The organism is Stenotrophomonas sp. Steno-Z10-HUANG (genome assembly GCF_056393075.1).
The window spans coordinates 100,509-126,924 of record NZ_JBWJPA010000001.1; the positions used below are offsets into that span (position 1 = coordinate 100,509).

General features: G+C 69.9%; 25 protein-coding genes, 1 pseudogene and 1 riboswitch. Of the genes and pseudogenes, 8 read left to right on the plus strand and 18 right to left on the minus strand.

Annotated elements, in window-relative coordinates:
• Positions 1-103: 103 nt before the first annotated feature.
• The 8 genes and pseudogenes from pnuC to AC06E6_RS00530 form a co-directional block, all read right to left on the minus strand.
• Positions 104-697, minus strand: a complete 594-nt coding sequence (gene pnuC / locus AC06E6_RS00495) for a nicotinamide riboside transporter PnuC (protein WP_313254794.1) — start codon at positions 695-697, stop codon at positions 104-106.
• Positions 694-2,862 carry a TonB-dependent siderophore receptor gene (locus tag AC06E6_RS00500; RefSeq protein WP_478059874.1) on the minus strand — a complete coding sequence of 723 codons (2,169 nt, stop codon included), beginning with the start codon at positions 2,860-2,862 and terminating at the stop codon, positions 694-696. Before AC06E6_RS00500 ends, pnuC begins: the two co-directional genes overlap by 4 nt.
• A gap of 70 nt (positions 2,863-2,932) precedes the next feature.
• A riboswitch (TPP riboswitch) is annotated at positions 2,933-3,029 on the minus strand.
• Between the two features lie 663 nt (positions 3,030-3,692).
• Positions 3,693-4,010: a hypothetical protein gene (locus tag AC06E6_RS00505; RefSeq protein WP_313254792.1), complete on the minus strand. Its 318-nt coding sequence runs from the start codon at positions 4,008-4,010 to the stop codon at positions 3,693-3,695.
• Between the two features lie 62 nt (positions 4,011-4,072).
• Positions 4,073-4,510, minus strand: coding sequence for a hypothetical protein (locus AC06E6_RS00510; protein ID WP_478059877.1), 438 nt, complete (start codon positions 4,508-4,510; stop codon positions 4,073-4,075).
• Positions 4,511-4,960: 450 nt separating this feature from the next.
• A pseudogene (locus AC06E6_RS00515) lies at positions 4,961-5,227 on the minus strand (aminoglycoside phosphotransferase family protein); the annotation flags it as partial.
• Positions 5,228-5,233: 6 nt separating this feature from the next.
• Positions 5,234-5,671 carry a hypothetical protein gene (locus AC06E6_RS00520; RefSeq protein WP_478059878.1) on the minus strand — a complete coding sequence of 146 codons (438 nt, stop codon included), beginning with the start codon at positions 5,669-5,671 and terminating at the stop codon, positions 5,234-5,236.
• Between the two features lie 420 nt (positions 5,672-6,091).
• Positions 6,092-7,216 carry a phosphotransferase enzyme family protein gene (locus tag AC06E6_RS00525; RefSeq protein ID WP_478059880.1) on the minus strand — a complete coding sequence of 375 codons (1,125 nt, stop codon included), beginning with the start codon at positions 7,214-7,216 and terminating at the stop codon, positions 6,092-6,094.
• Positions 7,217-7,393: 177 nt separating this feature from the next.
• Positions 7,394-7,678 carry a helix-turn-helix domain-containing protein gene (locus AC06E6_RS00530; protein WP_233996229.1) on the minus strand — a complete coding sequence of 95 codons (285 nt, stop codon included), beginning with the start codon at positions 7,676-7,678 and terminating at the stop codon, positions 7,394-7,396.
• 345 nt (positions 7,679-8,023) lie between these two features.
• Between AC06E6_RS00530 and AC06E6_RS00535 the strand changes: the two genes are divergently transcribed.
• A complete protein-coding gene (locus tag AC06E6_RS00535) occupies positions 8,024-10,489 on the plus strand; it encodes a TonB-dependent receptor plug domain-containing protein (protein WP_478059881.1) in 2,466 nt (821 codons plus the stop codon).
• Positions 10,490-10,538: 49 nt separating this feature from the next.
• Positions 10,539-12,623, plus strand: coding sequence for an Atxe2 family lasso peptide isopeptidase (locus AC06E6_RS00540; RefSeq protein ID WP_478059883.1), 2,085 nt, complete (start codon positions 10,539-10,541; stop codon positions 12,621-12,623).
• Here AC06E6_RS00540 and AC06E6_RS00545 read toward each other — a convergent pair.
• The 4 genes from AC06E6_RS00545 to AC06E6_RS00560 all read right to left on the minus strand — a co-directional run bounded on the left by AC06E6_RS00545 (position 12,620) and on the right by AC06E6_RS00560 (position 16,121).
• Positions 12,620-14,362 (minus strand): lasso peptide isopeptide bond-forming cyclase, encoded by a 1,743-nt coding sequence (locus AC06E6_RS00545; protein WP_478060257.1) that lies wholly within the window; start codon positions 14,360-14,362, stop codon positions 12,620-12,622. The two genes, AC06E6_RS00540 and AC06E6_RS00545, sit on opposite strands and share 4 nt — an antisense overlap.
• Entirely contained in the window at positions 14,362-15,042 is a 681-nt protein-coding gene (locus tag AC06E6_RS00550; protein WP_478059885.1) for a lasso peptide biosynthesis B2 protein, read from the minus strand. The genes AC06E6_RS00545 and AC06E6_RS00550 overlap by 1 nt, the downstream gene beginning before the upstream one ends.
• Positions 15,043-15,094: 52 nt before the next feature.
• On the minus strand, positions 15,095-15,232 hold the full coding sequence (locus AC06E6_RS00555) for a benenodin family lasso peptide (RefSeq protein ID WP_240212324.1): 138 nt from the start codon (positions 15,230-15,232) through the stop codon (positions 15,095-15,097).
• Positions 15,233-15,485: 253 nt separating this feature from the next.
• A complete protein-coding gene (locus AC06E6_RS00560; RefSeq protein ID WP_161615459.1) occupies positions 15,486-16,121 on the minus strand; it encodes a GntR family transcriptional regulator in 636 nt (211 codons plus the stop codon).
• 148 nt (positions 16,122-16,269) lie between these two features.
• Here AC06E6_RS00560 and AC06E6_RS00565 point away from each other — a divergent pair, with 148 nt between their 5' ends.
• The 3 genes from AC06E6_RS00565 to AC06E6_RS00575 all read left to right on the plus strand — a co-directional run bounded on the left by AC06E6_RS00565 (position 16,270) and on the right by AC06E6_RS00575 (position 19,445).
• Positions 16,270-17,361: a DNA glycosylase AlkZ-like family protein gene (locus AC06E6_RS00565; RefSeq protein ID WP_478059887.1), complete on the plus strand. Its 1,092-nt coding sequence runs from the start codon at positions 16,270-16,272 to the stop codon at positions 17,359-17,361.
• A gap of 290 nt (positions 17,362-17,651) precedes the next feature.
• Positions 17,652-18,149 (plus strand): hypothetical protein, encoded by a 498-nt coding sequence (locus AC06E6_RS00570; RefSeq protein WP_312345675.1) that lies wholly within the window; start codon positions 17,652-17,654, stop codon positions 18,147-18,149.
• A gap of 99 nt (positions 18,150-18,248) precedes the next feature.
• Positions 18,249-19,445, plus strand: a complete 1,197-nt coding sequence (locus AC06E6_RS00575) for a serine hydrolase domain-containing protein (RefSeq protein WP_478059888.1) — start codon at positions 18,249-18,251, stop codon at positions 19,443-19,445.
• A 25-nt stretch (positions 19,446-19,470) separates the two neighbouring features.
• Here AC06E6_RS00575 and AC06E6_RS00580 read toward each other — a convergent pair whose 3' ends face one another.
• Positions 19,471-19,788, minus strand: coding sequence for a hypothetical protein (locus AC06E6_RS00580; protein WP_478059890.1), 318 nt, complete (start codon positions 19,786-19,788; stop codon positions 19,471-19,473).
• Between the two features lie 76 nt (positions 19,789-19,864).
• On the minus strand, positions 19,865-20,308 hold the full coding sequence (locus AC06E6_RS00585; RefSeq protein WP_478059892.1) for a helix-turn-helix domain-containing protein: 444 nt from the start codon (positions 20,306-20,308) through the stop codon (positions 19,865-19,867).
• A gap of 56 nt (positions 20,309-20,364) precedes the next feature.
• Between AC06E6_RS00585 and AC06E6_RS00590 the strand changes: the two genes are divergently transcribed.
• The 3 genes from AC06E6_RS00590 (at position 20,365) to AC06E6_RS00600 (ending at position 22,069) form a co-directional block, all read left to right on the plus strand.
• Complete coding sequence (locus AC06E6_RS00590; RefSeq protein ID WP_478059894.1) at positions 20,365-20,844, plus strand: DUF2938 family protein; 480 nt, start codon at positions 20,365-20,367, stop codon at positions 20,842-20,844.
• Between the two features lie 67 nt (positions 20,845-20,911).
• Complete coding sequence (gene map, locus AC06E6_RS00595; RefSeq protein WP_277434337.1) at positions 20,912-21,658, plus strand: type I methionyl aminopeptidase; 747 nt, start codon at positions 20,912-20,914, stop codon at positions 21,656-21,658.
• Between the two features lie 51 nt (positions 21,659-21,709).
• Positions 21,710-22,069, plus strand: coding sequence for a hypothetical protein (locus tag AC06E6_RS00600; protein WP_478059896.1), 360 nt, complete (start codon positions 21,710-21,712; stop codon positions 22,067-22,069).
• Between the two features lie 714 nt (positions 22,070-22,783).
• On the opposite strand, the gene AC06E6_RS00605 is transcribed toward AC06E6_RS00600, so the two are convergent.
• The 4 genes from AC06E6_RS00605 to AC06E6_RS00620 form a co-directional block, all read right to left on the minus strand.
• Positions 22,784-23,425 (minus strand): ABC-type transport auxiliary lipoprotein family protein, encoded by a 642-nt coding sequence (locus AC06E6_RS00605; protein ID WP_240212316.1) that lies wholly within the window; start codon positions 23,423-23,425, stop codon positions 22,784-22,786.
• Positions 23,422-24,348, minus strand: a complete 927-nt coding sequence (locus AC06E6_RS00610; RefSeq protein ID WP_104939653.1) for an MlaD family protein — start codon at positions 24,346-24,348, stop codon at positions 23,422-23,424. Before AC06E6_RS00610 ends, AC06E6_RS00605 begins: the two co-directional genes overlap by 4 nt.
• A 117-nt stretch (positions 24,349-24,465) precedes the next feature.
• Complete coding sequence (locus AC06E6_RS00615) at positions 24,466-25,287, minus strand: ABC transporter ATP-binding protein (protein WP_161615468.1); 822 nt, start codon at positions 25,285-25,287, stop codon at positions 24,466-24,468.
• Positions 25,288-25,299: 12 nt separating this feature from the next.
• Positions 25,300-26,412, minus strand: a complete 1,113-nt coding sequence (locus AC06E6_RS00620) for an MlaE family ABC transporter permease (RefSeq protein ID WP_104939652.1) — start codon at positions 26,410-26,412, stop codon at positions 25,300-25,302.
• Between the last annotated feature and the right edge of the window lie 4 nt (positions 26,413-26,416).

The window sequence follows — 26,416 nt, forward strand, 5'->3', positions numbered from 1 at the left end:
TTGGAGCGCCGCTACCCTTCCCTGTGCCAACCAGGGCGGCCTGTCGCCCGCCGGCGGCCACCCGTGCATCGATGGCCGCCGGCAAACGAGGGCGTTTGACGGGTCAGGGAAGCGATGCCGGCGCGTGTGCCCGAGCCCGTTTCTGCTCCTTCTTCCACGCATGCAGGCCGGTGGCCGCCAGCGCCACGAACACCAGGTACAGCGCGGCGGTGGCGTGCAGCGCTTTCACCAGGTACATGCCCACGTAGACCACGTCCACCACGATCCACAGCCACCATGCCGCGGCGTGGCGGCGCGCCTGCCACCACTGCGCCACCAGGCTGAGCGCGGCGAGCATGGCGTCCAGCCAGGGCAGGGCGGCGTTGGTCCAGGTGTGCATGGCCGCGCCCAGGGCCAGGCCGAAGGCCACGCCTATGGTCAGGTCGCGGGCGCCGGCTTGCATGGCCAGCGGGGCGATGGCGACGCGGCCGTCGGGCTTGTCCTGGCGGTGCCAGGTGGCCCAGCCGTAGCCCAGGAACGCGGCGAAGGCGCCCTGCAGCAGCATGTCCGAATACAGCCGCGCCTCGAAGAACACCAGCGCGTACAGGCCCACCGACACCAGCCCCACCGGCCAGGCCAGCATGCGCCGCTGCGCCATCAGCCACACGCCCAGGGCGCTGGCGATGACCGCCGACCATTCCAGCAGGGCCGGGTTCATAGCGCGAAGCTCACCGTCAGCCGCGCCTGCCGGGGGGCGCCCGGGAACAGGTAGTAGTCGCCCGAGCTGCTGCCGGTGTCGCGCCAGTAGAAGCGGTTGAACACGTTGTCCACGCTCAGGTTCCAGTCCAGCGTGCGGCCGTGCAGTTCATGCCTGAAGCGGAGGCCGGCATCGACCACGCCGTAGGCGGGGGCGCGCACGCGGCCGTCGGCGGTGGCCACGTTGGAAGACGCGAAGCGCCAGCCGCCGGTCACGCCCAGCCCGGGCACCCACGGCAGCGCGTAGTCGGCGTGCACGCTGGCGCGGGTGGTGGGCACGTTGATCAGCGGGTGGCCTTCGTAGGCCGGGGTGCCGGTGCCGCGCGCCCGCGCCCGCAGCACGCTGGCGCTGGCACTGAGCTGCAGGTTGTCGCCCACGCGCCCGCGCGCGCTCAGTTCCAGCCCGGTGTGGGTCTGTTGGCCTTCCTGCACGAAGGTGTAGCCGTAGTCGCTGGCGTCCGGTTTGGCGTACTGGAACGGCCGGCTGATGCGGAACAGCGCCGCGCCCAGGGTCAGCGCGTCGGTGGGCGTGTACTTGGCGCCCACTTCCAGCTGGCGTGACAGCACCGACGGCAGGAAGCTGCCTTCGTTGCTGGTCCAGAACGGCGCTTCCTGGCCCAGGGCGATGCCGCGCACGTAGCTGGCGTACAGGTTGAGCTGCGGGTTGGCACTCCAGATCAGCGCGGTCTGCGGCAGGAAGTGCGACACCCGGCTGTCGCGCTCGGGGTTGCCGCGCTTGTCCCAGGCGCGCTCGTCCAGGCGCACGAAGCGGCCGCCGGCGAGCCACTGCCAGTTGTCGGCCAGCTGCATGCGGTCCAGCACGAACAGCGCCTTCTGGCGGCTGTCCACGCGCCGCACGGAGGGGCCCGGCTGCAGCGGCGAGGGCTCGAACTGCGGCACCGCGGGGTCATGGATGTTGCCGGTGCCGACGTATGCGTTGACGTTGCGGCGCTTGTCCACGCTGCGGTGGAAGTAGTCGGCGCCAAGCACCAGCTGGTGCCCGACCGCGCCGGTGGCGAAGCGGCCGCGCAGTTCGGCGCGCAGCTGCTGGTTGCGGCGGGTGTCGTCGGGGCTGCGGTAGTCGTAGATGTCGTAGTCGCCGTTGGGCGCGAAGTAGTTGCCCGGCACGCTGCCATCCCAGCAGGCTTGGGCGTAGTAGCAGCCGTAGGCGAAGGCGACGTTGTCGTCGATCACCGAGCGGCTGTGGCTGGCCGACACGCGCGACTGCCACGCCGGGCTGAAATCGTAGGTGTGCAGTGCGCTGAGGTTGGTGCTGTCGATGCCCACCGGCTTCTGCCAGCGCTGGTAGCCCAGCATCTGCGTGCGGTCCACGTGCTGCGGCAGCGCGCTGGCGCCCAGCAGCTGGTAGCCCGAGGCCGAGCGCTGCGCGCTGGTCTGGTAGCTGGCGTCCACCTCCAGCTTGCCGCGTTCGCCGATCAGCCAGTCGGTGGCCAGCGCGTAGAAGTTGCGGCGGCCGTCGGCATGGTCGATGTAGGAGTGGCTGTTGTCCCAGGCGGCGTTGAAGCGCACGCCGATGCGCGGCGTCAGCCAGTGGCCCATGTCGATGGCGGCGTAGCGCGAGCCTTCGGCGTCGGTGCCCAGGGTGACGTTGCGCACCTCGGCCGGGCGCTTGCCCACGTAGTTGATGACGCCGCCCGGGGCGATCACCCCGGCGGCCAGCCCGGCCTCGCCCTTGAGGATTTCCACCTGCTGCACGTTCTCCAGCGCCAGCCGCTGTTCGCCGGCGATGCTCAGGCCGTTGAAGCGGTAGCCGGTGGCGGTGTCCAGCGCGAAGCCGCGGATGGCGACGTTCTGGTAGTAGCCCACCGGCGCGTAGCTGTCGCCCAGCGAGGCATCGTTGTCGGCCAGCTCGGACAGCGTGCGCACCACGCGGCGGTCGAGCAGCCCGCGGTCCAGCACGCTGATCGAGGCCGGGGTGTTCTTCCAGTCGCCACTGCCGAAGCTGTTGGACTGCGGCTCCTTTGCGCCGGGTTGTTTGGCCTGTACACGCACGGCAGCCAGCTCGGTGGGCGAGCGCTCGGCGGCGGTGTCCAGGGCGTGCGCGTGCAGCGGCAGGGCCGCGGCCAGCGCGGCGGTCAACAGCGAAAGGGAGGGGCAGCGGTTCATTCGTTTCGTCATCAGCCGTAGGGGGAGACGAAGCGAAGGCGCGCACGCGCGACCGGCCACTAAGGCGGTGTGCCTGCTGCTCAAAGCTCCCTACGCCGGTGCAAACCGGATCAGGTTCCAAGGGACTCTCTCAGCCTGGACAAGCCCAGGCACCCCCGCTTCAGGCGCGTATTTGACCACAAATGGCGCGGCTTGGCCCGTGGGTGGGTTGGGGGGTGCTTGCGCGCATGGGGCCTCGCATCTCGTAGATGCGGGGCTCGCCCCGCATGGAGCTCTCCCGGCGAAGCCCCGTACGTGCAGCCAAGGAGCTGGAAAGCTCTGCCATCGGACTGGACGCCGCCGCCAGCGAGTTGGACGCAGTAGAAGCGCTCCGGCGGACTGCGGGTTTGGTCACCGGCAGAGATCGGCCAGGAGCGGTCGTTCAGAACACCTGAGTTAAGCCGGGCCGATTTGTGGCCGAGGCGAAGTGATAATGTGCCACGCATTGACGCGGCAACGAAGCGATCGGCCTGAACGAATTGTTAGGTGGCAGCCGCGCGCCACCTGTCCTGTGAAACGCCAAACTGAAACTTTGCTTGGGCGAATGCTTCAGTGAGTGAGCTGTGCCAAGTGTCTCCATTGAATGCAGCTCCACCAGTTGACGAATTACTGATGAGAAGGAAACCTGATGAATCGTGGACTATTGTCAAGCGAACAGGAAAGACTCCGTTGTCAGTGATAGCAACGAAATCGTCAATCTCCAAGACTTCGCCTTGCATCATTGCCACTTAACCCCTGAATCAGGCCGCACCGTGAAGCGGCGTCGGCTTGAATGAACTGTTAGGGGGTGGTTAAACCACCCCGGAAACGATTGCCGCCGCAAGTATGCCGAATAGCAGGGCGGAGAACGCTGCGAGAATGGTTATGCCTAACACGCCGCGCTGCCAGCCCTTGAGCGAATCCCACTTTGCTGCAAGGTCGCGGAAGGGCACGCCAGTACCTGCTTGGCCTAGCCCAATCATGGCAAGCGCGACCGGAAGCGCGTAAAGCCAACCAAACGGTTTGAAGCGCCACAGATCATAGGTGACGGCTAGCCAGCCACCCACAATACTGACCGCCGTGCCGATAGCGAATGCCTGCAGGCCGGCTTTGCGAGTTGCGGAGATCACCACCTGCCCCCTGACGCTTGAGTTAAGCCGCCCCGTGAAGCGGCGTCGGCTTGAATGAATTGCTAGGTGCCAAGGCTAGCAAGTGCAAACACAAAAGCAACCGAGCCTGCGCCAAGTAAACCGTAGGTAGCCCAGAGAGGCATGCCCTGACCAAATGAGAAGGCAACGTATCCTTCCCGCGGGTCTCTCCCGGAGAGGATAGACACTATGAAGATGGCCAGAAGTGGCAAAACAGACGCAAGGCCGAAACCAAGCCCGAGTGGTCGCCAGTCGGTGTTGTCGAAGCCGCCGATCCGATACAGGGCGACACCGAAGATAAGGCCGAGAAAGAAGAGAGTGTTGGCCGTCCAGATAGCAGGACGATGTTGCCGAAGAAGCGCGTCGCGTGACTTTCCGTTGTGCCTTGAAGGCAGCCGACGAGACCAGCGAGAGGTGAGCCATGTGGCAATGATGCCACCAGTCACACCGCTAAGAACTGGACGTATCGACTCGAATTCCATTGGCACCTAACTACCGAATAGACGGACCCACGGGTCAGGTTATGCGACTTGTCTACAAAGCACCGTATGGCGAGCTTTTCTCTTGCGATACCTCGATCTTAGGGTGGCTTGGTTCGGCTAACAAGCCAGCGTATAACCGGATCCACCGATGGGCTCATTTATCACGGCAAGCTCGTTCCGGTAGCAGTACAGATGTCCGCCCTGGGTCGCTTGCCGCCGGCGCAGTGAAAGGACGCCCTACTCAGTTCGTCGGTATCGCCGGCCAGTGCAGCCGGCATCGGTGTTTGACCAACTCGACTGGGGATGTCCAGCCAACCGGCATTCCATAACCTTGTGCCGGGCAAGCCCGGCACCTACGGGTGTGGGTTCCCGCGGCGCCGCACTCCATGGGGCAGGTTTGCCTTGCATGGTCCGCACTCCGTAGATGCGGGGCTTGCCCCGCATGCGGATTCAGGCTGCCGCGTGCAGCGTCGCCAACAGCGCCTGGCCTTCGGCGCTGCCGAACCATTGCGCGTGGCCGAGCAGGAACGGTTGCCAGGCGACGTCGGCGTTGGCGGTGGAGCCGGTGACGCCTTCGAAGTACTCCACTTCGGACAGCGCGAAGTCCAGGTGCACCACCGGCAGCAGGTCCGCCAGCAGATGCATGCGCGCGGCGGACAGCGGCAGCAGCTGGCGATAGCCGTCGAGCAGCGCCAGTGCGATGTCGATGCGCACGGCCAGCGACTACGGCTGGCGCACCCCAGTGACCTTGCCATGCTCGATGCTGCCGAACAGGCCATCCGACACATGCGTGCCACTGAAGCGCCCGTCAGATACGTTCCCGACAAGCGAAGTGTATGCATCGCAGAGTTCGGACGACAGGAGGAGTTCAAGCCGGCCGTTTGAGTAAGTGTAGGCGGGTTGCGAGAAGGCCAAGCTGCCCGGAGAGACGACTACGGCCTTGAGCCAATCACCCGATTGGCAGGTCTTTGCAGGCTCCTTGGTGAGCGTGACTACCGGCTCCCGGACCCCGTCTTTCCCGGCCACACGAAACTGCCACCGACCCGTCACTTGGGCTGGCGCGGGCGCCAACACCGCGGCCTTCTTCGCGCCACCGGCTGGCATTGTGGAGCAGGCGGTGGCTGACCAGAGGAGAGCTGCAAGTGCGATGTAATTTCTCATGGCCGCCTAACTATCCAATAGCCGGACTCGTGGGTCCGGTTATACGACTTATCCATGGCGCATCGTATGGTTCGCTGCCGCCTTGATACAGCTTGAGCTTAGGGTTAATCGGGTCCGGCTAACAAGCCGACCGTATAGCCGGACCCGGCGGCAGGTTCGGCGACGGCACCCATGTCCGCGATGGGTCGCTTGCCGCCGGTGCAGTGAAAGGACGCCCTACTCAGTTCGCCGGTCAGTTCAACCGGCTTCGGTGTTCGACCAACTCGACTGGGGATGTCCAGCCAACCGGCATTCCATAACCTTGTGCCGGGCAAGCCCGGCACCTACGGGTGTGGGTTCCCGCGGCGCCGCGCTCCATGGGGCAGGTTTGCCTTGCATGGTCCGCACTCCGTAGATGCGGGGCTTGCCCCGCATGCGGATTCAGGCTGCCGCGTGCAGCGCCGCCAACAGCGCCTGGCCTTCGGCGCTGCCGAACCATTGCGCGTGGCCGAGCAGGAACGGTTGCCAGGCGACGTCGGCGTTGGCGGTGGAGCCGGTGACGCCTTCGAAGTACTCCACTTCGGACAGCGCGAAGTCCAGGTGCACCACCGGCAGCAGGTCGGCCAGCAGGTGCATGCGCGCGGCGGACAGCGGCAGCAGCTGGCGGTAGCCGTCGAGCAGCGCCAGTGCGATGTCGATGCGCACGGCCTGCGCGCCGCGTTCCAGCTCCAGCCAGGCGACCGCGTTGCGTTCGATGGCGGTGGCCAGGTCGAACAGCGCGCCGGTGGGCGAGGCCAGGCCGAAGTCGAGCACGGTGCTCACCGTGTCGCCCTGCCAGAGCAGGTTAGAAACGTGCCAGTCGTTGTGCGCCCACAGCCGCGGTTCGTCGCGCAGGCGCTCGGCCAGGCCCGCATGCCAGGGCAGCACGGTCCTGCGTAGTTGTTCCTCCCACGGAATGCGCGCCAGGTAGCGGGCAAGGCCGGGGCGGTTGTCCAGGTCGGCCTTGAGTGCGGCGATGGGGTCGTGGCTGCGGATCAGATCGTCGCGCGCCACCAGCAGGTGGGTGCCGCGCTGCGGGGCGTGGTAGCGGGTGGCGGCCTGGTGCAGGCGCGCCAGCATGCGCCCGGCGTCGCGTGCCTGGGCGACGTTGGTCAACGGTGTCCATGACACCGCGTCGCGGTACAGGTCCTCGCCGTTGCCCGGTGTGTGCAGTTCGTAGGTCCAGCCGTCGTGTTCGACCGCGGTGGCACCGTCGTGGTCGCGCAGCACCTGCACCACCGGCACGCCGGCGGCGGCCAGGTGCGCGATGAAGCGGTGCTCCTCGCCCAGCGTGGCGGCGTCGCGCACGCTGTGGTGGTGGCGCTTGACGAACACGCGCCCGGCGGCGGTTTCCACCAGCGCCGCGGCCGACAGCGGCCGCGGGCTGTGCCACTGCGCGGCGGTCGCGCCGCGCAGCTGCGCGAAGCGCCCGGCCAGCCAGGCGATCTCGTGCGGGGCGATGGCGGGCCAGTCGGCGGGCACCTCGTCGTTGTTGAGGCCCTGGACGCGGTGGGAGCAGGCGGTCATGGCGGGATAAACCGGTGATGCGGGGCGGTGCGGGGCGACAGGGTAGCGTGCGGCACGCCAGCGGGCGCGTGGGTGGCAGGGGAAGCGTTGATGCGGAGCCGTCGGGAAAGTGCGCTACACGACGTAGGAAGTTGCCGCACGGGACTGTAGGGAAACGACGCGCCGCAGTATCGGCGATCAGCCTTTCCCGTGCTTCCCGCGCCCGTACTGCTTGATCAATTCGGCCAGCGCGTCGTCCTCGGCGAAGAAGTACGCCACCGGTAGGTCGAGTACCTCGGCGATGCGCTGCAGGGTCTGCAGGTCGGGCTGGTGGACGCCGGTTTCGTAGCGGTTGACGCGGGTGCTGGCGACGAAATCGTCCAGCCCGGCCTTGATGCCGAGATTGCGCTGCGAAATGCCATAGGTCTCCCGCGCTTCGCGCAGACGCACGCTGTAGACGGGGAGCTCTCTCTTCTCGGACAAGGCCGTGTACATCCCGGGCTTCGGTGCATGGAAGCTTCCGGAAGGGCGCTTGACACCGATACTACGTTAAACGTAGTGTGCGCACCGGGTTAATGAATGAACGCAATGCGTGCATGTCGCTTCCGCTCCCTCGGCGGAAGCGCGGGCGGCAACGCAACCGCGCCGCGACGGCGCGCACACCGCCGCCGCACAGGGCCACGGGAAACACCACCTGCAATTCGTCCGCACCGCCGGTGCGCGCCGCTGCCATGGCGCGCGGCCGCTTGTGCGCCGGCATTGCGTGCCCGCCGCACCGGCCACCGTCCGGGCTGCGGGACAGCAGCACCGCAGCACCGAGTACCCACCATGGAAACCAAAGGACGCAGCATGAAGACCCGCGCTTTACGCAACGCCATTTCCATCGCCCTGTTCGCAACGCTCTATGGCCAGGCCGGCACCGCCCCGGCGCGCGAGGCAGGCGCGGCCCGCGCCGCGCCGGGCGCAGGGCAGGGCGCCACGCCGCGGCAGGCCCCGCCGGTGGACGAGGAAGCAGGGCAGGGCGCCGGTGCGCCGCGCGCGGCCGCCGCGGCGGCGACACCACCGGCCGACGCGACGACCGAACTGGAGACGGTGACCGTCACCGGCACCCGCATCCGCGGTGGCACCACGCCCTCGCCGGTGATCGCCATCGACAGCGAGCAGATCCGCCAGGAGGGTTTCAGTACGCTGGGCGAGGTGGTGCGCAGCCTGCCGCAGAACTTCAATGGTGGGCAGAACCCGGGGGTCGTCAGCGCGACCGGGTCGGGCAACCTCTACAACCAGAACGCGGGCGGTGGCTCCAGCCTCAACCTGCGTGGGATCGGCCCGGACGCGACGTTGACGCTGCTCAATGGCCGCCGCCTGGCCTATGGCGGGTTGATGCAGGCGGTGGACATCAGCGCGATTCCGCTCGCGGCCGTGGAGCGCATCGACATCGTCGCCGATGGTGCGTCCGCGATCTACGGCTCGGACGCGGTGGCCGGTGTCGGCAACGTGGTGTTGAAGCGCGACATGGACGGCGGCGTGGTCAGCGCGCGCTATGGACGCGCCGGCGACGGTGGCCTGGACACGCGTGAGTACGACGCGACCGCCGGCGCGGTGTGGAACGACGGTGGCCTGATCGCCACCTATCGCCATACCCGCATCGATCCGATCAATGCCAGCGAGCGGTCGTATACGCAGCACATGGCCCGGCCGTTCGTGCTCTACCCCGGTGGCACCACGCGCAGTGCGCTGCTGAGTGGCTACCAGTGGCTGGGCGAGAGCACCGAGCTGCGCCTGGATGCGCTGCGGACCGAGCGCGACCAGGTCTATTACCAGACTGGCCGGGGGCTCTACTACGACCAGCGGTCGGACGGCACGGCATGGTTCCTGGCACCGTCGCTGGAGATCGGCCTGGCGCACGGGTGGACCCTGCAGGCCGGGGCCGTGCGTGCGCGCGACCAGAACACCGGGCGGGCGTGGCTGGTGGCCAACGGCGGCGGCACGCCACGGCTGGTATCGGGGGTGTGCCGCTGCAATGAAAGCCGCTCGTATGAAATCAGTGCGGAGGGGCCGCTGCTGCAACTGGGCGCGGGCGAGGCCAGGCTGGCGGTCGGCGCGGGCTATCGCAGCAATGAGTTGGTCAACCGGAATCTCCTGGCCGGTACCCAGGCGCACAGCGAGGACAGCAGCAGGTTTGCCTACGCGGAAACCAGTGTCCCCCTGATTGGCGCCAGCATGGCGGTGCCGTTCGCGCGGCGGCTGGAACTGACGGCCGCCGCGCGGATGGAGGACTACGACAGCTTTGGCCGGGTAACCACGCCCAAGCTGGGCCTGATCTACGCGCCCGGCCGCGACGTCACGCTCAAGGCGTCGTGGGGCAGGTCGTTCAAGGCGCCGACGCTGAACGAGCGCTATGGCAACCTGGTGGCGTACCTGGTGCCACCGTCGATGATCGGCGGCACCGGCTATAGGGCCGATGACGCGGTGCTGCTGTCCTGGGGCAGCAACCCGCGGCTCGGTCCGGAAAGGGCGACCACGCGCAGCGTGTCGCTGGCGTTCCATCCGGAGCGCGTGCCCGGTTTGCAGGCCGACCTGACCTGGTTCGACATCGACTATCGCGAACGCGTGGTGCAGCCGTTCGCGGCCTTCGGCCAGGTGCTGAGCGACCCGGCGGTGGCCGAGTTCCTCGATTTCGCGCCCACGCGCGAACAGCAGGCCGCCCTGCTGGCCACCTACGCCGGTGGCTTCTACAACTGGACCGGCAAACCCTACGATCCGGACACGGTGGTGGTGATCGGGCGCGGCGAATACGTCAACGCCAGGACGCAGCGGATCCGGGGACTGGACCTGTCCGGGTCGTACGGGCGCGCGCTGGGCCGGGGCCGCCTGGACCTGCGTGGTTCGGCGAGCTGGCTGGACAGTGCCCAGCAGAACACGCCCGGGCAGGCAGCGTTCGACCTGGCGGGGACGATCTTCTATCCGGCCAAGGTGCGCGGCCGCCTGGGGCTGGTGTGGACCGCCGCTGGGTTCACGGTGTCCTCGTTCGCCAATCACACCGGTGGCGTGAGCTACCCGGCACTGCGCCAGGACCTGGCTTCGTTCAACACCTTCGACCTCGCCCTGCAGTACGCCACGGCGCGCCGCGGCGGCACCGGCCCCGGCTTCGAGATCGGGGTGTCGGTGCAGAACCTGTTCGATCGCGCGCCGCCGCTGTACCGGCCGCTGGCGCCGACCGACGTGCCGTACGACTCGACCAACGCATCGGCGATCGGGCGTTACGCCAGCATCACCGTATCCGCGCACTGGTGAGCCGGATGGCGCCTGGCTCCATGGGGAGAGTCCAACAATGCATCCATTGATGAAGCGGGCCCGCCGCCTGTGTGCGCCGGCGGTGGCAGCGCTGCTGCTCAGCGCAGCGGCGAATGCGCAGGGCGTGTCACCCCGCCAGCTGGTGGAAGTCGCCGACCTCGGCGAACTGGCGGTTTCACCCGACGGCAGCCGGGTGGCGTTCCGGCTGCAACAGCCCTCGGTCGAGCGCAATACCCACGACACCACCTGGTATGTGCAGCCGCTGGACGCCAGCGCACCCGCGCGCAGGGTGGGCGAGGGCGGCCAGCCGTTGCGCGAATCGGACGGGGCATCGCTGGCGCCGGCCGGGGTGACGTGGTCGCCGGACGGCCGCTTCCTCTACTACCGGGCCCTGCTCGACGGTCGTGTCGCGGTCTGGCGTGCCCGCGCCGACGGTTCCGGGGCGCGCGCGGTGACACGCGACGCGGCGGACGTGCGTGGCTTCCGGCTGGCCGCCGATGGGCACTCGCTCCGCTACCGCGTGGGTGCCACCCGGCAGCAGGTGCGCGATGCCGAGCAGGCCGAGTACGACAACGGCATCCATATCGACGCAACCGTCGCGCTGGGCCAGCCGCTGTACCGGTCCGGGCGCCTTGATGGGCGTGCCGCCACGCAGCGCCTGCACGGCGGCGACGTGATCCGTTCGCCGTTGCTGGCAGGTGTTGCCGACCGCTGGCGCGCGCTCGACCTGGCCACGGGGAACACGCGCGAGGTGAGCGGCGGGGCGGCGCCGCCTGTGTCGCCAGCGCATGCGCGGGTGGCGCCGTTCAAGGCCTGGAAGCTGGCCTGGGACGCGCACGCCGCCCGCGTCGCGATGCTGGTCCACGTGACCGAGTGGCAGGGGGTGGGGCCGCGGCCGGAGGTGGCATTGTCGGTGCTGGCGGCGGGCAAGGGCGCGCGGCCGGTGCAGTGCCGCGACGCGCTGTGTACCGGCAAGCCGATCACCGCCATCCAGTGGCGTCCGGGACACGATGAGGTGCTGTTCACGGTGACCGACGCGGACGACAGCCAGGCCCAGTCCATTTTTCGCTGGAACGTCACGTCCGGCCGCGTGCTCCCGGTGGTGCGTACCTCCGGGCTGATGAACGGCGGGCGTGGGGTCCCCGGCACCTGCGCCGCGTCGGCGGCGGCGTTGGTGTGCGTGGCCGCCGACGCCCGCCATCCGCCCCGGCTGGAACGGGTCGACCTGGACTCGGGCGACCGGCGCGTGCTGTTCGATCCGAACGCGGCATTGGCGGCGGACATGGCCAGCGTGCCGGTGCAGCGGCTGCACTGGCAGGACGCGGCAGGGCGCCGGTTCAACGGGCTGTACTTCCCGGCCCGGCGCGCCGCCGGCGAGCCCGCGCCGCTGTTCCTCACCTACTACCGGTGCTCGGGCTTCGTGCGTGGGGGTGTCGGCGACGAGTGGCCATTGGCGACATTGGCGGGCCATGGCATATCGGCGCTGTGCATCAACGCGCCCCCCAGCGTGCTGGATGCGGTTACCCGGTTCGAGATCGGCCGCTCGGCGATCGAGAGCGCCATCGCGCTGCTGTCGTCACGCGGCGAGATCGAGCCCGGGAATGTGGGCATGGGCGGGCTCAGCTACGGCACCGAGGTGACATTGTGGATGGCGATGCACTCGCATACGGTGTCCGCCGCTTCGGTCAGCAGCATCGCCTTCTCGCCGCTTGCCTACACGCTGATGAGCCTGTCGGGCGAGCCGTTCTTCTCACGCCTGCGCACCTATTGGCAGCTGGGCGATCCGGCGGCGACACCCGCGCAATGGAAACGCCTGTCGCCGGCGTTCAACCTGGACCGTATTCACATCCCGGTGCTGATGCAGCTGCCGGAGCAGGAATACCTGCATACGCTCGACTATGCGGTGCCGCTGATCCGTGACCGGCGCGCGGACCTGTATGTGTACCCCAACGAAGCGCACCAGAAGTTCCAGCCCCGGCACAAGCTGGCGGTGTATGAGCGCAACCTGGACTGGTTCCGCTTCTGGTTGCTGGGCTTCGAGGACCCGAAGCCCGCCAAGGCGGGGCAGTACGCGCGCTGGCGGATGATGGCGGACAGGCGGGGCGCGGCGTCGCCGGGGCAGGCGCCCGACTAGGATTGCCGGCGCACCCAGTTTTCCACCGCGCACAGGTCCAGGATGCGCCCGATCGCACGGTCACGCGGACCGGGCCCCCGCGCGAAGAACCGGTCCAGGGACGGAACGTCGACGATGCCCTGCGCATGCAGCACGCCCTCCCGCAGGTAGGCGTGCAGGCGTGGCGCGTGGCGGGCATGCAGCGCACCGATGTACGCACTGAACGAGCCCTTGCTGCGGCGTGCGAGGATCGCGTGTGGCAGCATGCCCGCATAGGCCTGGCGCACGATGGAACGGTTCTGCGCGCCGGCGATCCACATCCAGCTGGGTGCCCGCAATGTCGCTTCCATCACCGGCTGCGACAGCAGCGGCAGCCGCAGGTGCGCATGCATCCCGCGCGGCGCGGAATCGCGGTAGATCTGGGTCGCTGCGAGCGCGAAGATCCGCTCGCGTTCACCCGGAAGGGCGCGAGCGGGCATGTCCAGCCACGGGTGCGGGTCGGGCGCGCATGGGGCGGGCCCGGGCGCGAGGAAGGCATCGGCCATGGTGCAGGCCGGCGCGGGCGGCCGCATCAGTTTGCGCAGGGCAAGCCGTGCGGCCTTCCAGACCGTGCACTGGTGCAGTCCGGCCAGGTCGTGGATGGCACGCAGTGCCTGCGCCGCCCCTTTCTGCCGCAATGCATCCGCCGCCGGTGCCGCGGAGGTCAGGTAGCAGAAGACGGTGTCGCCCCCGCCACCGGAGAAGAAGCTGGCCGCACCGTGGCGGCGCCGGGCCTGCGCCATGATCGTATCGGTGACGTGCTGCAGCATCCCGACCCGCGGCGTCGTCGTGCACGGATCGATGTCGAAATCATGCGTCGCCGATTCCAGGCCCATGGTCTGGGCGTCCAGCGGTGCGTCGATGAGCGCTGCCACCTGGCGGGCGTAACGGCGCTCGTCAGCGCCCGGCACCGGCGTCACCAGGGTGCAGCACGCCACCTCGGCGCCGCTGTCCTTCAGGCCGATGCCGACCACCGAGGAATCCAGCCCGCCGGAGAGTTCCAGCAGGATCGAGCGGTCGATGCCGGCCCAGGCGCGGGTCGCCATGCCGACAGCGGCACGAACCGCTTCGGCCGCTTCGTCGGCGCAGGCATACGACGGTTCCCCGGTCACCACGTCCCAGGGCGACCAGGCGACATGAACGCTCGTGCGCCGTCCGCGTACCTCCAGCCGGGTGCCGGGGAGCAGTTCGTGTATGCCCGCCAATGCGGTCCGCGCGCTTTTGATGTCCGGATAACGCAGCCGATGGCCGATGGCGTCCCAGTCCACGCGCCGGCGATAGCCGGCCAGTTGCACGGCCAGCCCGACGTCCGACGCGACGAACCCCTGGCCGCCATCGATGTGATGGATGCAGGGCATTCCGCCTTCCGGGTCGCGCTGGAAGCTGATGTCGCCGGCCTGCGCGGGATCCGCCTGGACGATGAGGTAGGCGCCCCAGCAGTCCTGCAGGACGTGCCGGCGCAGATCCGCGGGGCTGCGGCAGTCCGGAAGCTGCGCCGCATGGGTGATCGGCAGGCCCGCGCGCGAGAACACGTGGCCCAGGATCAGGCCCTGGCCCGCCAGCGGGATCACCGGCGTGGTGGCGCAGACATGCAGCGTGCAGCCGGCCGCCAGCCGGTGGCGCTGCATGCCGGACGGGAAGTGCCGGCGCACCGCGTCATCGAGCGGCTGCGCAGCATCGCCGGTGGCCGGGTGCAGCAGGGCGATGTACCGGTACGCCATCACACCACCCGGATCGGCGTGTGCGCGCAGGCGTTGCCGACGGTGTCGTTCAGTACCAGGTGTCGCACCTGCACCCAGCAGTGCGCCGACAAGGGGGCGGCCACCACCCCGAACACCAGGTGCGCGAACAATCCACGCCTGGCCAGGAAGCGGACCAGGGCGATCGAGTCGGGCAGACAGCGGGTCGCGGCGGGATGGTAGAGGCGGGGAATGCGGAAAGCCGCGGATGCCTCGCACAGCCGGTGCTGCAGGGCATGCGACAGTCCGCTGTCCTGCACGTGCGCACGCGCGTCACGATAGCGGGCCATGGAGGCCAGCGTGTCCTTCAGCGTGCGGTACCGCAGCTGCAGCTGCACCACGCTGACATCGCTGAAGGCGCCGAGGGCCGCACCCGCGCGGACCGCTTTGCCGTGCTGCATCGGTTCCATCGCGCTTTCACGCGGGGCATCGATGGCGGTCGACGCCGGCTGCGCGCCGTCTCGCGCCACTGCCGGCAGGAGCCCGCGCCCGCGCAGGCGCCCTGTATCGGACGCCGACGCTGTGGCGCCGCGCAGGTGCGCGAGAAAGGCACATTCCAGTGCGTCGGAAAGGTGGAAATAGCGGTCCGCCGCCAGATCCAGGAACAGCGGGCGGCCGTCGATCAGGCAGTAGGACAGATCCGGGTCGATGCAGCGTGGCATGGTGGGCGCTCCGGCCGAAGAACAGGGCGCACCTCGCGGTGCGCCCTGCTTCCTACTCTTCCGAAATGCCGGGGACCGGCTCGCCGCCCATCGGCTCGTTGCCCTGCAGGATGCCCTGCGTCTCCACACTGGCGACGCCGAGCACGATCACATCGTCCGCGTGCATGCGGTGGTTGTCGTTGCTGTTCATCTTTGCCTCTCCTGCGGTTGCGTCATGGCGGTTTCCATGACGACAGCCAGCCTAGGAGCCGGGAAATTTGATTATCAAATGATTATTGCGTTGCTAAACGATGATTGTCCGAAGACGTGCAGCCGGTCATGCAATGCGCCGCTTCCCTGTGCAATGCATGGGGTGCCGCTGCTCCGGCATGTGCCGGCCGGCACCGCCGGCACCATGCACCGGCGTGATGGCATGCGCGCGGGCGATGGTGCATGGGCGCCGGTTACGGCTGCTGGTCGCGACGGTCGACCAGCAGCGCCACGATCCGCGGCACCAGTTGCCTGCGACGTGCGTGATACGCGCGCAGCCCGGCCCGCAGCGCCGCCATGTCGCGCGCCTGCCAGTGGCCGCCGAGCCGCGCCAGTTCCTCGTCGGGCTGGTCGATGAGGCCGCGTTTGGCGCGACGCACCGGCGCGAGCCGGTCGTTGGCCTGTTTCACCGCATGGTGCAGCGGGCGGAATCCGGGCGCGCGGGCGATGGCGTCGAACAGCTGCCAGGTGCCCTTCACCGGGTCGCCGCGGGGACCGCCAGGCAGGTACGGCAGTGCTTCGCCGGCGCCCACCGCGGGCGGTGCCTCGACCTCGCAGGCCATCAGCAGCAGGCGTTCCATCCAGTCGTAGAGGTCGCGCAGGGCGACTTCGGTGAGCAGCGGCACATGCAGTCCGTCGCGGGCGTGATCGTCGATCAGCCCCTCACCGACCAGGCGGTACAGCGCGAACCGCACCGGCGTGGGACTGATGCTGAATTCCTCGGCCAGCGTGCCCGGATCGATCCGCTGCCCGGGCAGGTAGCGCCCCGACTGCAAGGCCCGCCGGAGCTGGCGGTAGAGCAGTGCGCTCTTGGAGCGGTTCGCACGCATGGGCGGACTCCCTGTCTGCGTATGGCGTCCTTCTCGCGGTCGATGGTACAGGAAGTGCCCGCGCACGCCGCCGCGGGCGTGCCGCTGCGTGGTGTGAGCGGCATGCTGCGATGCGCGCGAGGGCGCCGGCGGCTGGCATGATGCGCGCATGCCGCCCACCCTCGACCAGCTCCGCCGCTATGCCGTGGCCCGCTCGCTGTTCGCGCCGACCACGCTGATGCGGGCGATCACCAAACTCGGCTTTGTCCAGGCCGATCCCATCCGTGCGCCGGCGCGCGCGCAGGACCTGACCCTGCGCCACCGGGTCAGGGACTACCGCGCCGGCGAGCTGGAACGGCGCTACCCGCGCCTGCCGCTGGAAGAGGATTTCTTCGTCAACTACGGCTTCCTGCCGCGCGCGCACCAGGCGCTGATGCATCCGCGGCAGGCGCGCGTGGCATGGACTCCGGCACGCTGGAAGCAGGCGCACGCGGTGCGCGCGTTCGTCGCCGCGCACGGTGCGGTGCATCCGCGCCAGGTCGATGCCCATTTCGCCCACGGCAAGACCACCAATGGGTTCGGCGGCGCGTCCAACGCCAGCACCCAGCTGCTCGACGGCATGCACTACCGCGGCCTGCTGCGGGTGGCGCGGCGCGACGGCGGTACGCGCGTGTACGCCGTGCGCGAGGACGCCCCGCCGGTGGCGGCGCATGAGATCCCCGCACGGCTGGATGCGTTGCTCGACCTGATCGTGAATACCTATGCGCCGCTGCCGGCCGCCAGCCTGCGGCAGCTGGTCGGCTACCTCGGCAACGGTGTGCCGCAGTGGCGCGATGCGTGCGGGCCGGCGCTGCTGCGCGCGCGGCAGCGCCTGCAGTGCGCGCGCGTGGACGGCGTGGATTGGCTGTGGCCTGACGGTGAGCGCGCCGAAAGCCGGCGTTGGCAGCCGGATGAGGACGCGCGCCTGCTGACGCCGTTCGACCCGGTGGTGTGGGACCGCCGCCGCTTCGAACAACTGTGGGGCTGGAGCTACCGGTTCGAGGCTTACACCCCGGCGCCGAAGCGCAAGCTCGGCTACTACGCGATGCCGTTGCTGTGGCGCGGACAGGTGATCGGCTGGGGCAACCTGGCGGTCGTGGCGGGCGCGCTGCAGGCGCGGCTGCACTATGTCGCCGGCCACGCGCCGAAGGACACCGCGTTCGACACCGCGCTGGAGGCGGAGCTGGCGCGGATGCGGGTATTCCTTGGCCTGGAGAGCTGAACCGCCGTTGTTTCCATGGCGCTCACGTTTGTGTCCGCGCGCATCACGCCCGGGCACGCCACGCTGACCGGCCACGGCGCACGCTCGATCCGCGGCAGGTGCCGCGATGCGCGAGGAACTCCCATGGCCCACACCCGTGACAGCACCGGCCAGGTGCAAGCGCCGTCGCGCCCCGCTGGCGGCGGCCCGCGCACGATCCACCCCGCACGGCAGGCGGCGCGGGGGGCGGCAAGCGCTCCGGCCACTGCCATGCGCGCGCTTGCCGGTCATCGCGCAGGCAGGGGGCGGCCATGAACAAGCGCCATGTATTCAGTGCGCCCGGGCTGGCGCTGGCCGAGCAGGCGATGGCGGCCGCGCGCAGCGCCGGCGTGGACAACGACGCCATCCTGCTGGTCGCGCGCGCCGACATCGAGAAACGCGCGATTCCGGATATGCGCAAGATGGCCGATACCGACCTGATGGCGGCGGTGGGCCGTGGCGCCGGTTACGGCGCCGCTACCGGGCTGTTGGCCGGACTGGTGGCCGTTGCCGTGCCGCCGCTGGGCATCACCCTGGCCGGTGCCGCGGCGGTGGGCGTGGCCGGTGCGATGGTCGGCAGCCTGGCATCGGCACTGCTGGGGGCGAGCGTGCCCGATCCGGTGCGCCAGGCCTTCGACGACGAGATCCAGGCCGGCCACATCCTGCTGGTGATCGACGCCGAACCGGAGGTGCTCGACGTGGCCGGCGCGGCCATCGTGCGCCTTGGCCTGCGCCCGCTGCCCTACGAATCCACCTCGGCGCTCAGCTGACGCCCCGCGCCGGTACGCCCGTGCATGTGCCCATGCGCACTCGACGCCAACGCGGTTGTTGCCTATGGTCGGCGCTTCGCCAATCGAGGGGAGCAGGCAATGCGCGTTGGGCTTGTGCTGGGAATGTGGCTGTTGGCCGGTTGCGTGCAGGCGGCCGAGCCGGTGGCGACGGTACGGGTGGCGTTCGACCGCGACGGCGTGACCGCCACGCAGGTGCAGGGCATGGCCGACATCGCCGCCGGGCGCGCGGTCAGCGCCGACGATCCGGTGCGCATCGCCTCGATCTCCAAGCTGGTCACCGCGCTGGGAGTGATGCGCATGGTCGAGGCCGGGCAGCTGGAGCTGGACGCGGATGTGTCGCGCTGGCTCGGCTGGCCGCTGCGCCACCCGCAGTTCCCGGACACGCCCATTACCCTGCGCCTGCTGCTGTCGCACCGCGCCGGGCTCACCGATGCCGCCGGTTACTACGCCGTGCCGCTGGGCGCGCCGCTGCGCACCGTGCTCGACGACCCGCGCGCGTGGGACACGGCGCACGCGCCGGGCAAGTACTTCCGCTACGCCAACATCGATTTCCCGCTCATCGCCGCGGTGATGGAGAAGGCCAGCGGCGAACGCTTCGACCGGCTGATGCAGCGCCTGGTGCTGCAGCCGCTCGGCATCGCCGCCTGCTACAACTGGGCCAGCTGCGACGACGCCAGCGTGGCGCGCGCGGTGGTGCTGTACGACGAAGCGCACCGGCCGGTGCGCGACGACAACCGCGGCCGTCGCCCCGATTGCCCGGTGGTGGCCGCGGCCGATGGCAGCTGCGACCTGGGCCGCTGGCGCGCCGGCGACAACGGTGCGTTGTTCGCACCGCAGGGCGGGCTGCGCATTTCCGGCAACGGCCTGGCGAAGATCGGGCGGCTGTTGCTGGGTGGGGGCGAAGTGGACGGCGTGCGCCTGCTGCGCGCCGACTCCGTGCGCGAACTGGCACGCCCGCAGTGGACCTACGCCCCCGGCGACGGCATGACCACCGAAGAGGACGACAGCGGCCAGGGCGGTGACGGCTTCTTCTGCCGCTATGGCCTGGCGATGCAGACCCTGGCCACGCCGGTGAAGGGCTGCCGCGACGATCCGTTCGGCGATGGCGTGGCGCGCATCGGCCACTCCGGCTCGGCGTACGGGCTGCTGTCGGGGCTGTGGGTCGACCCGGCCAGCGGCACCGGCGTGGCGTTCTTTGCCACCGGCCTGCCGGAGGCACGCAAGGGTGAGCACTCGGCGTTCTCCGCGGTCGAGGAGCGCCTGCTCAAGCCGTGAGGCGTGGGGGCGCCGCGCCGCACGCTCAGGCGGGGCGGGCGCCCGCCAGGTGCGCGGCCAGCTGGCTGATGCCGCCCACCGCCAGCTCCACCCAGATCGCGAGCAGCGCGCACAGCAGGGCGATGCCCAGCGTCCACCGCTGCCCCGTGCCGCCGAGCCGGGGCGCGATACAGGCGTAGCCCAGCCCCGTGGCGAACAGCAGGGCGCCCATCACCACGAAGTCCAGCGGGCCCCAATGCCAGCTTTCGCCGGCGGGCGCGTGGCGGTCGCGGAGGGTCAGGGCCAGGGGGACGAGCAGCAGCAGGCCGGTGCCGACGGCCGGGCGGATCACGCGGTGCTTCATGGCGGTACTCCACGAGGGAAGGAGGAACCCGCAGCATCGGCGCGTTTCGCGGCGCCTCGATGGGGGCGCGGCGAAGTCACGGTGAAGTCCGCCCGCGGTCATCGCCCCGCCGGCGCTGTCGGCGCAGTGCGGCGCGCATCAGGCGCTGGAAGGTGGGGCATTGCAGGTGGTCGGCGTGACGGCAGCCTGCGGCATGGCGCAGGCCATCGCGCAGGGCCTGCAGCCGGGTGATGCGCCGCTCCAGCGGGTCGGCCTTGCGCAGCAGCTGCGGGCGATCGATGCCGGGCATGGCGCCGTCGCCGAGCATGCTGCCGATCTCCTCCAGCGGGAACCCGGCCGCGCGCCCCAGTGCGATCAGCGACAGGCGCTGCAGCACCGAGGTCGCATAGACGCGCCGCAGCCCGTTGCGACCGATCGGCTGGACCAGGCCGCGGGTTTCGTCATAGCGCAGGGGGGACGCGGCGATCCCGCTCTGCCGTACCACCTGCCCGATGTCGATCTCCTGCACGCTTGACCTCAAGTCGGCTTCAACGTCGAGACGGATGGAAACAGGTTTGCGCACAGGCGGGAAGGGCGATGGACGGTGGGGGAATCATCCCGCGGGTCGTGGTCATGGGGGTCGTCGCCACCGCGGCGACCGATCTGTGCGCGGTGCTGCTGCGCCGGCTCGGGCGTCCCACCCTGGACTACGCGCTGCTCGGCCGCTGGATCGGGCACTGGCGCCATGCCGCCATCGGCGACGCCGCGCCGGTCAGGCATGAGCGCATGCTGGGCTGGTGCGCGCATGACGCCATCGGCGTCGGCATGGCCGGGATGCTGATGGCGATGCTGGGCAGTACCTGGCTGCGCCAACCGACGTTGGGCGCGGCGCTGGGGTTCGGCCTGGGCAGCGTGCTGCTGCCCTTCCTGGTGATGCAGCCGGCGTTCGGCGCCGGCATCGCCGCCGCGCGCACGCCGCGGCCGTGGCAGGCGCGGCTGCAGAGCCTGGCCACGCATGCCGTGTTTGGTGCCGGACTGTTCGCCGGGGTCGCGATATTTGCCAAATTTATTATTTAAATCAATGATTTGAATAAAATAGACATAACGCTGCTAGCCTGTTCCCGCCAATCATCTGGGGAACCCCATGACCATCGGATCGCAGTCGGACATCGACGGCCTGCAACGTATCGGCCGGCTGGTCGCGCGGGTGCGCGAGGAAATGCTCGCTGCCGCCTGCCCCGGCATGACCACCGGTGAGCTCGACCTGATCGGCGAGCGCCTGCTCGCCGCGCACGGCGCGCAGCCGGCGCCGCGCCTGACCCTTGGCTTCCCCGGCGCGACCTGCATCAGCGTCAACGAAGAGGCCGCCCACGGCGTACCGGGCGCGCGCGTGCTGGCCGCGGGCGACGTGGTCAACGTGGATGTCTCCGCCGAACTGGGCGGCTACTTTGCCGACACCGGCGGTACCCGCGTGCTGCCCACGGCCGCGGCGCGCGACCTGCGCCTGTGCCACGCCGCACGCAGCGCACTGGCCAACGCGCTGAAGGTCGCGCGTGCCGGCCAGCCGCTCAACCGGATTGGTGCGGCGATCGAGCGCACCGCGCGCCAGGCCGGCTTCCGCGTGATCGAGAACCTGGGCAGCCACGGCGTCGGCCGCGCGCTGCACGAGGAACCGGACCACATTCCCGGCTACCACGACCCGCACGACACGCGGCGGCTGCACGAAGGTATGGTCATCACCATCGAACCCTTCCTGTCCACGCGCAGCCGCGTGGTCGAGGAAGGCGACGACGGCTGGACCCTGAGCGGCGCGCCCGGCAACCGCTCCGCGCAGTACGAGCACACGCTGATCGTCACCCGTGGCGAGCCGATCGTGGTGACGCTGCACTGAGCACGCGCGGCATCGACACCCCCTGCACGCACCGGCGGCCAGGGTGGTGGCATGTCCCCGCCCCCCCCGACCGGCATGAGCGCGTCGCCGCTGCGTACCCCCGATGGCCGTTACCTGGTGGTGCGCGGCCGCCTGTGGCGCGCCACCAATCCGCATCTGCCGGAGGAACAGCGGCAGGCGGCGGTGCGTGAGCTGATGGCCGCGCGTCGCGAGGTCGGCCGCGCGCGCCGCGCCGGCGACCCGCAGGCGCTGGCGCGTGCCGGCCAGGCGGTGGACGCGGCCAAGCGCGTGCTGGGCGAACGTGGCCCGGTGTGGTGGAGCGATGGCGCCCCGGACTACAACCGCCACCTGGCGAAGAACACGCCCTATGCGGCGTGGCATGCGCGGGTAACCGCCACCGCGGACGATTGAGCAGCCGCGCCGCGCCGCGCCGCGGGCACGGCACCGGAGAAGGCCACACCCCGTAGGTGCCGGGCTTGCCCGGCACGGCGCTCTCGCCCGGCACGACGCCCTGCAAAAAACACGCGGGGCGGGGTGGTCTCGCCCGACATGGCGCGATGCGGGAGGGCGTGCAAAAAGCATGCGGGGCAAGCCCCGCATCTACGGGTATGTCAATGCAGGCGCCGGGCTTGTGCGGCGCGGCTCGGCCGGTATCGGAACACGGATGGACGACGCGTGATCAGCGCGGATGCCTGCCACACACCGTAGGTGCCGGGCTTGCCCGGCACGGTGCCATGCAAAAAACACGCGGGGCGGGGTGGTCTCGCCGGCACGGTGCGATGCGGGATGGTGTGCAGAAAAGCATGCGGGGCAAGCCCCGCATCTACGGGTATGTCAATGCGGGTGCCGGGCTTGTGCGGCGTGGCTCGGCCGGTATCGGAACACGGATGGACGACGCGTGATCAGCGCGGATGCCCACCACACCGTAGGTGCCGGGCTTGCCCGGCACGCCGCCCTTGCCCGGCACGCCGCCCTTGCCCGGCACGGTGCCATGCAAAAAACACGCGGGGCGGGGTGGGCTTGCCCGGCACCGTGCCATGCAAAAAACACGCGGGGTGGGATGGTCTCGCCCGGCACGGCGCGATGCGGGAAGGCGTGCAAAAACATGCGGGGCAAGCCCCGCATCTACGGGGCGGGGTGGGCCTGCCAGTCGGCCTGGCCGGCGGCCAGGGTCCAGCCGATCAGCTCGGTGGTGGTCCGTGCCAGCGCGGTCTCGAACGCGGTGGCCACGCTGGGCACCGCGGTGTCGGCGGCGGGCTCGGTGACCAGGAAGGTGCGCGAGGCCACCACGCGCTGGTCCAGGCTGTGGATCAGCTTGGCATTGAGCTCGATGGTCGCCGCCGGGCGTGCGTTGCCGGCGTAGTCCGCCTCGAAGCGGCGCAGGTCGATGGCCAGCTTGTAGTCCGAGCGGATGCCGGTGGCGATGCGCGCCACCGCGCCGATCCGGCCGGAGTCCTCGAAGCCGCGCAGCAGCGCGTCCTCGAGCATGTCGGTGGCCGGTTGCGACCAGGTGGCGCCGCGGTAGACCTCCAGTTCGCCGGGGGTCGGGCGCACGTTGATGCGCGGGCTGTCCACCAGCCGCGCGGCGGCGGGCTTGGCCACGGCCAGTTGCCAGTCCACCCGTGGCCACGAGGCGTCCACCGCGACCCGCGCCTGCGGCGCGTAGATGGTGATCGGGTGGCGGTCGCCGCTGGCCAGCACCGAGCAGCCGGCCAGGGCCAGGACGCAGAAGGGGGCGAGTAGTCGCATCGACGGGAAGCGCTTCATTTGGGTTCGAACTCCTTCGGTGCATCGCGGCCGAGCAGGTAGCGCGCCGGGTTGTTCTCGAGGCGGTCGCTGACCCGGCGCAGGTCACGGATCAGCCCGCGCAGTTCGGTCAGGGTCGGGCCCAACTGGGCCAGGCCATCGTTGGCGAAGCTGTTGATGGCCGCGCGGTTCTCGCCGAGGATCGCGTTGGCGTTGCCCGCGGCCGAATCGAGCTTGGCCAGGCTGGCGTCGAGCTTGTCCAGTGTGGCCGGCAGCTGCCGCACCACGTTCTGGTCCAGGTGCTGGAGGGTACCGTTGGCGGTGGCCAGGGTGGTGTTGAGGTTGCGCGCCGCGTCGCGCGCTTCCACCAGCAGCGCCTGGGTGCCCTGGTCACGGTCGGCCAGGCCGCCGCTGACCGTTTCCAGGTGCGCCAGGGTGTTGGAGATGCGCTCCACGTTCTCGTCGCTGAGCAGCTGGTCCATGCGCTCGACCACGCGGTTGGCCACGTCGGTGATGTTCTGCAGCGCCGAGGGCGAGGTCTGGATCGTCGGCACCTGCTCGCGGTTGACCGTGGTCAGCGCCGGCGCCTGCGGGCTGCCACCGCTGAGCTGGATGATGGCCGGGCCGGTGATGCTGGTGATGGCCAGCTTGGCGCGGGTGTCGGTCTTGACCGGGGTGGTCGAGTTCAGCCGCAGCTTGGCGATCACCTTGCGCGGGTCATCCGGCGCCAGCGACAGGTCGGTGATCGAACCGACCGAAATGCCGTTGTACTGCACCGGGCTGCCGACCGACAGGCCGGTCACCGCTTCGTCGAACACGACGCGGTACTCCTGCCAGGTGCGGTCGGACGAATACTTGGCCGCCCACAACCCGAAGCCGAGCAGGGCCAGCGAGACGATGAGGGTGAAGGCGCCGATCAGGACGTAATGGGCTTTGGTTTCCATGGGGTCACGGCCGGGAAGGGGGAGCGGGGAGCAGCGGACGCCGGTGCGCGGCGGCGTCCGGCCGGTGCGGGGATGAAGACTGCCGCAGGGCGGTGAAGGCGAAGCGATGGTGGCGGTTCATTCGCGCCCCCCGGCTTCGCGTTCCCCGCTGCCACGCGCGGCGCGTGCGCGCGGGCCGTGGAAGTATTCGCGGATCCACGGGTGGTCGAGGCGTTCGATCTCCGGCAGTGGCGCGTTGGCGACCACCTTGTGGTCGGCCAGCACCGCCACCCGGTCGCAGATGGCGTAGAGCGTGTCCAGGTCGTGGGTGATCAGGAACACGGTCAGGCCCAGCGCTTCCTGCAGGGTCTTGATCAGGCGGTCGAAAGCGGCCGCGCCGATCGGGTCCAGCCCGGCGGTGGGTTCGTCCAGGAACAGCAGCGGCGGGTCCAGCGCCAGCGCGCGCGCCAGCCCGGCGCGCTTGCGCATGCCACCGGACAGCTGCGAGGGCAGCTTGTCGAGCGCATCGGCCGGCAGCCCGGCGAGTTTCACCTTCAGCAGCGCCAGTTCGTAATGCCAGCGCTCGGGCAGCTCCGGGTGGTGCTCCTTGAGCGGCACCTGCACGTTCTCGCCGACGGTGAGCGAGGAAAACAGCGCGCCGTCCTGGAACAGCACCCCGGTGTTGCGCTCCACATGCAGGCGCGCGGCCGGTTGGTCCGAGCGTGCGTCCACGCCCAGCACCTCGATCTGCCCGGCATCGGGGGTACGCAGGCCGAGGATGGAGCGCATCAGCACCGATTTGCCGGTGCCCGAGCCGCCGACCACGCCGAGGATCTCGCCGCGGCGCACGTCCAGGTCCAGCCCGTCGTGCACGGTCTGGTCGCCGAAGCGGTTGACCAGACCGCGCACGCGGATGGCCAGTTCGTCGCCGCCGTGCCTGTCCCTGGAGGGAATCGCCATCGTGCCGCCCCCTCACCAGTCCATGTGCATGAACCACAACGCGGCCAGCGCGTCGAGGATGATGACCAGCGAGATCGTCTGCACCACGCTGGAGGTGGTGCGCTCGCCCACCGACTGCGCCGTGCCCTGCACCTTGAGCCCTTCCAGGCAGCCGATCAGGGCAATGATCAGCGCGAACACCGGGGCCTTGGACAGCCCCACCAGCAGGTGCCGCAGCTGCATGGTCTCGTGCATGCGGGCGATGTACATCTGCGGCGGGATGCCCAGGTCGAACGCGCCCACGGTGACGCCACCGGCCAGGCCGGCGACCATGGCGATGAAGGTCAGCAGCGGCAGCGTCACCACCAGCGCCAGCACCCGTGGCAGCACCAGCAGGTCGATCGGGTCCAGGCCCAGGGTCTGGATCGCGTCGATCTCCTCGCGCGCCTTCATCGCCCCGATCTGCGCGGTGAACGCGCTGGCGGTGCGCCCGGCCAGCACGATGGCGGTGAGCAGTACGCCGAACTCGCGCAGGAACGCGATGTTGACCAGTTCCACCACGTAGATCTCGGCGCCGAAGTCGCGCAGGATGGTCGAGCCGAGGAAGGCGACCACCGCACCCACCAGGTAGGACAGCAGCGCGATCAGCGGCACCGCGTCCAGCCCCACCTCTTCCATCTGGTGCACGGTGGCGGTCAGGCGCAGGCGCCGCGGCTGCCGCAGCAGGCGCGCCAGCTTGGCCAGGTTCTCGCCGAAGAAGCCCACCAGCACCACGATGTTGCCGGCGATGGCATGCACCGAGCGGCCGAGCCGTTCCAGCGCCGCGGCCACGCCGTAGTCGCGCTGCGGTGGCGGGCGCTCGTCGGCGACCTCGTCGATGGTGCACACCAGCGCGCGGTGCTCGTCGCGGAACAGCAGCGCATCGTCGCTCAGCCCGGCGCTGCGCGAGTAACGCAGCAGCTGCAGCACCCCGGCCGAATCGAGCTGGTCGATGCCGCGCGCGTCCAGCCCGCGTACCGGTGCGCGGATGTCGCCCAGCACCTGGGCCGATTGCAGGGCGGTGGACAGGGTCCAGCTGCCCGACAGCCGGAGTTGGCCGTCGACGTCCGGGTCCATCGCGCAGTGGGGCGGTTCGGCGTTCTTCATGGGG

What these genes read in the sequence shown, in the direction of transcription:
- pnuC (WP_313254794.1), bottom strand. Translation starts at nt 697, where the DNA reads ATGAACCCGGCCCTGCTGGAATGGTCGGCGGTCATCGCCAGCGCCCTG.
- AC06E6_RS00500 (WP_478059874.1), bottom strand. Translation starts at nt 2,862, where the DNA reads ATGAACCGCTGCCCCTCCCTTTCGCTGTTGACCGCCGCGCTGGCCGCG.
- AC06E6_RS00510 (WP_478059877.1), bottom strand. Translation starts at nt 4,510, where the DNA reads ATGGAATTCGAGTCGATACGTCCAGTTCTTAGCGGTGTGACTGGTGGC.
- AC06E6_RS00520 (WP_478059878.1), bottom strand. Translation starts at nt 5,671, where the DNA reads ATGAGAAATTACATCGCACTTGCAGCTCTCCTCTGGTCAGCCACCGCC.
- AC06E6_RS00525 (WP_478059880.1), bottom strand. Translation starts at nt 7,216, where the DNA reads ATGACCGCCTGCTCCCACCGCGTCCAGGGCCTCAACAACGACGAGGTG.
- AC06E6_RS00535 (WP_478059881.1), top strand. Translation starts at nt 8,024, where the DNA reads ATGGAAACCAAAGGACGCAGCATGAAGACCCGCGCTTTACGCAACGCC.
- AC06E6_RS00540 (WP_478059883.1), top strand. Translation starts at nt 10,539, where the DNA reads ATGAAGCGGGCCCGCCGCCTGTGTGCGCCGGCGGTGGCAGCGCTGCTG.
- AC06E6_RS00545 (WP_478060257.1), bottom strand. Translation starts at nt 14,362, where the DNA reads ATGGCGTACCGGTACATCGCCCTGCTGCACCCGGCCACCGGCGATGCT.
- AC06E6_RS00550 (WP_478059885.1), bottom strand. Translation starts at nt 15,042, where the DNA reads ATGCCACGCTGCATCGACCCGGATCTGTCCTACTGCCTGATCGACGGC.
- AC06E6_RS00555 (WP_240212324.1), bottom strand. Translation starts at nt 15,232, where the DNA reads ATGAACAGCAACGACAACCACCGCATGCACGCGGACGATGTGATCGTG.
- AC06E6_RS00560 (WP_161615459.1), bottom strand. Translation starts at nt 16,121, where the DNA reads ATGCGTGCGAACCGCTCCAAGAGCGCACTGCTCTACCGCCAGCTCCGG.
- AC06E6_RS00565 (WP_478059887.1), top strand. Translation starts at nt 16,270, where the DNA reads ATGCCGCCCACCCTCGACCAGCTCCGCCGCTATGCCGTGGCCCGCTCG.
- AC06E6_RS00570 (WP_312345675.1), top strand. Translation starts at nt 17,652, where the DNA reads ATGAACAAGCGCCATGTATTCAGTGCGCCCGGGCTGGCGCTGGCCGAG.
- AC06E6_RS00575 (WP_478059888.1), top strand. Translation starts at nt 18,249, where the DNA reads ATGCGCGTTGGGCTTGTGCTGGGAATGTGGCTGTTGGCCGGTTGCGTG.
- AC06E6_RS00580 (WP_478059890.1), bottom strand. Translation starts at nt 19,788, where the DNA reads ATGAAGCACCGCGTGATCCGCCCGGCCGTCGGCACCGGCCTGCTGCTG.
- AC06E6_RS00590 (WP_478059894.1), top strand. Translation starts at nt 20,365, where the DNA reads ATGGACGGTGGGGGAATCATCCCGCGGGTCGTGGTCATGGGGGTCGTC.
- map (WP_277434337.1), top strand. Translation starts at nt 20,912, where the DNA reads ATGACCATCGGATCGCAGTCGGACATCGACGGCCTGCAACGTATCGGC.
- AC06E6_RS00600 (WP_478059896.1), top strand. Translation starts at nt 21,710, where the DNA reads ATGTCCCCGCCCCCCCCGACCGGCATGAGCGCGTCGCCGCTGCGTACC.
- AC06E6_RS00605 (WP_240212316.1), bottom strand. Translation starts at nt 23,425, where the DNA reads ATGAAGCGCTTCCCGTCGATGCGACTACTCGCCCCCTTCTGCGTCCTG.
- AC06E6_RS00610 (WP_104939653.1), bottom strand. Translation starts at nt 24,348, where the DNA reads ATGGAAACCAAAGCCCATTACGTCCTGATCGGCGCCTTCACCCTCATC.
- AC06E6_RS00615 (WP_161615468.1), bottom strand. Translation starts at nt 25,287, where the DNA reads ATGGCGATTCCCTCCAGGGACAGGCACGGCGGCGACGAACTGGCCATC.
- AC06E6_RS00620 (WP_104939652.1), bottom strand. Translation starts at nt 26,412, where the DNA reads ATGAAGAACGCCGAACCGCCCCACTGCGCGATGGACCCGGACGTCGAC.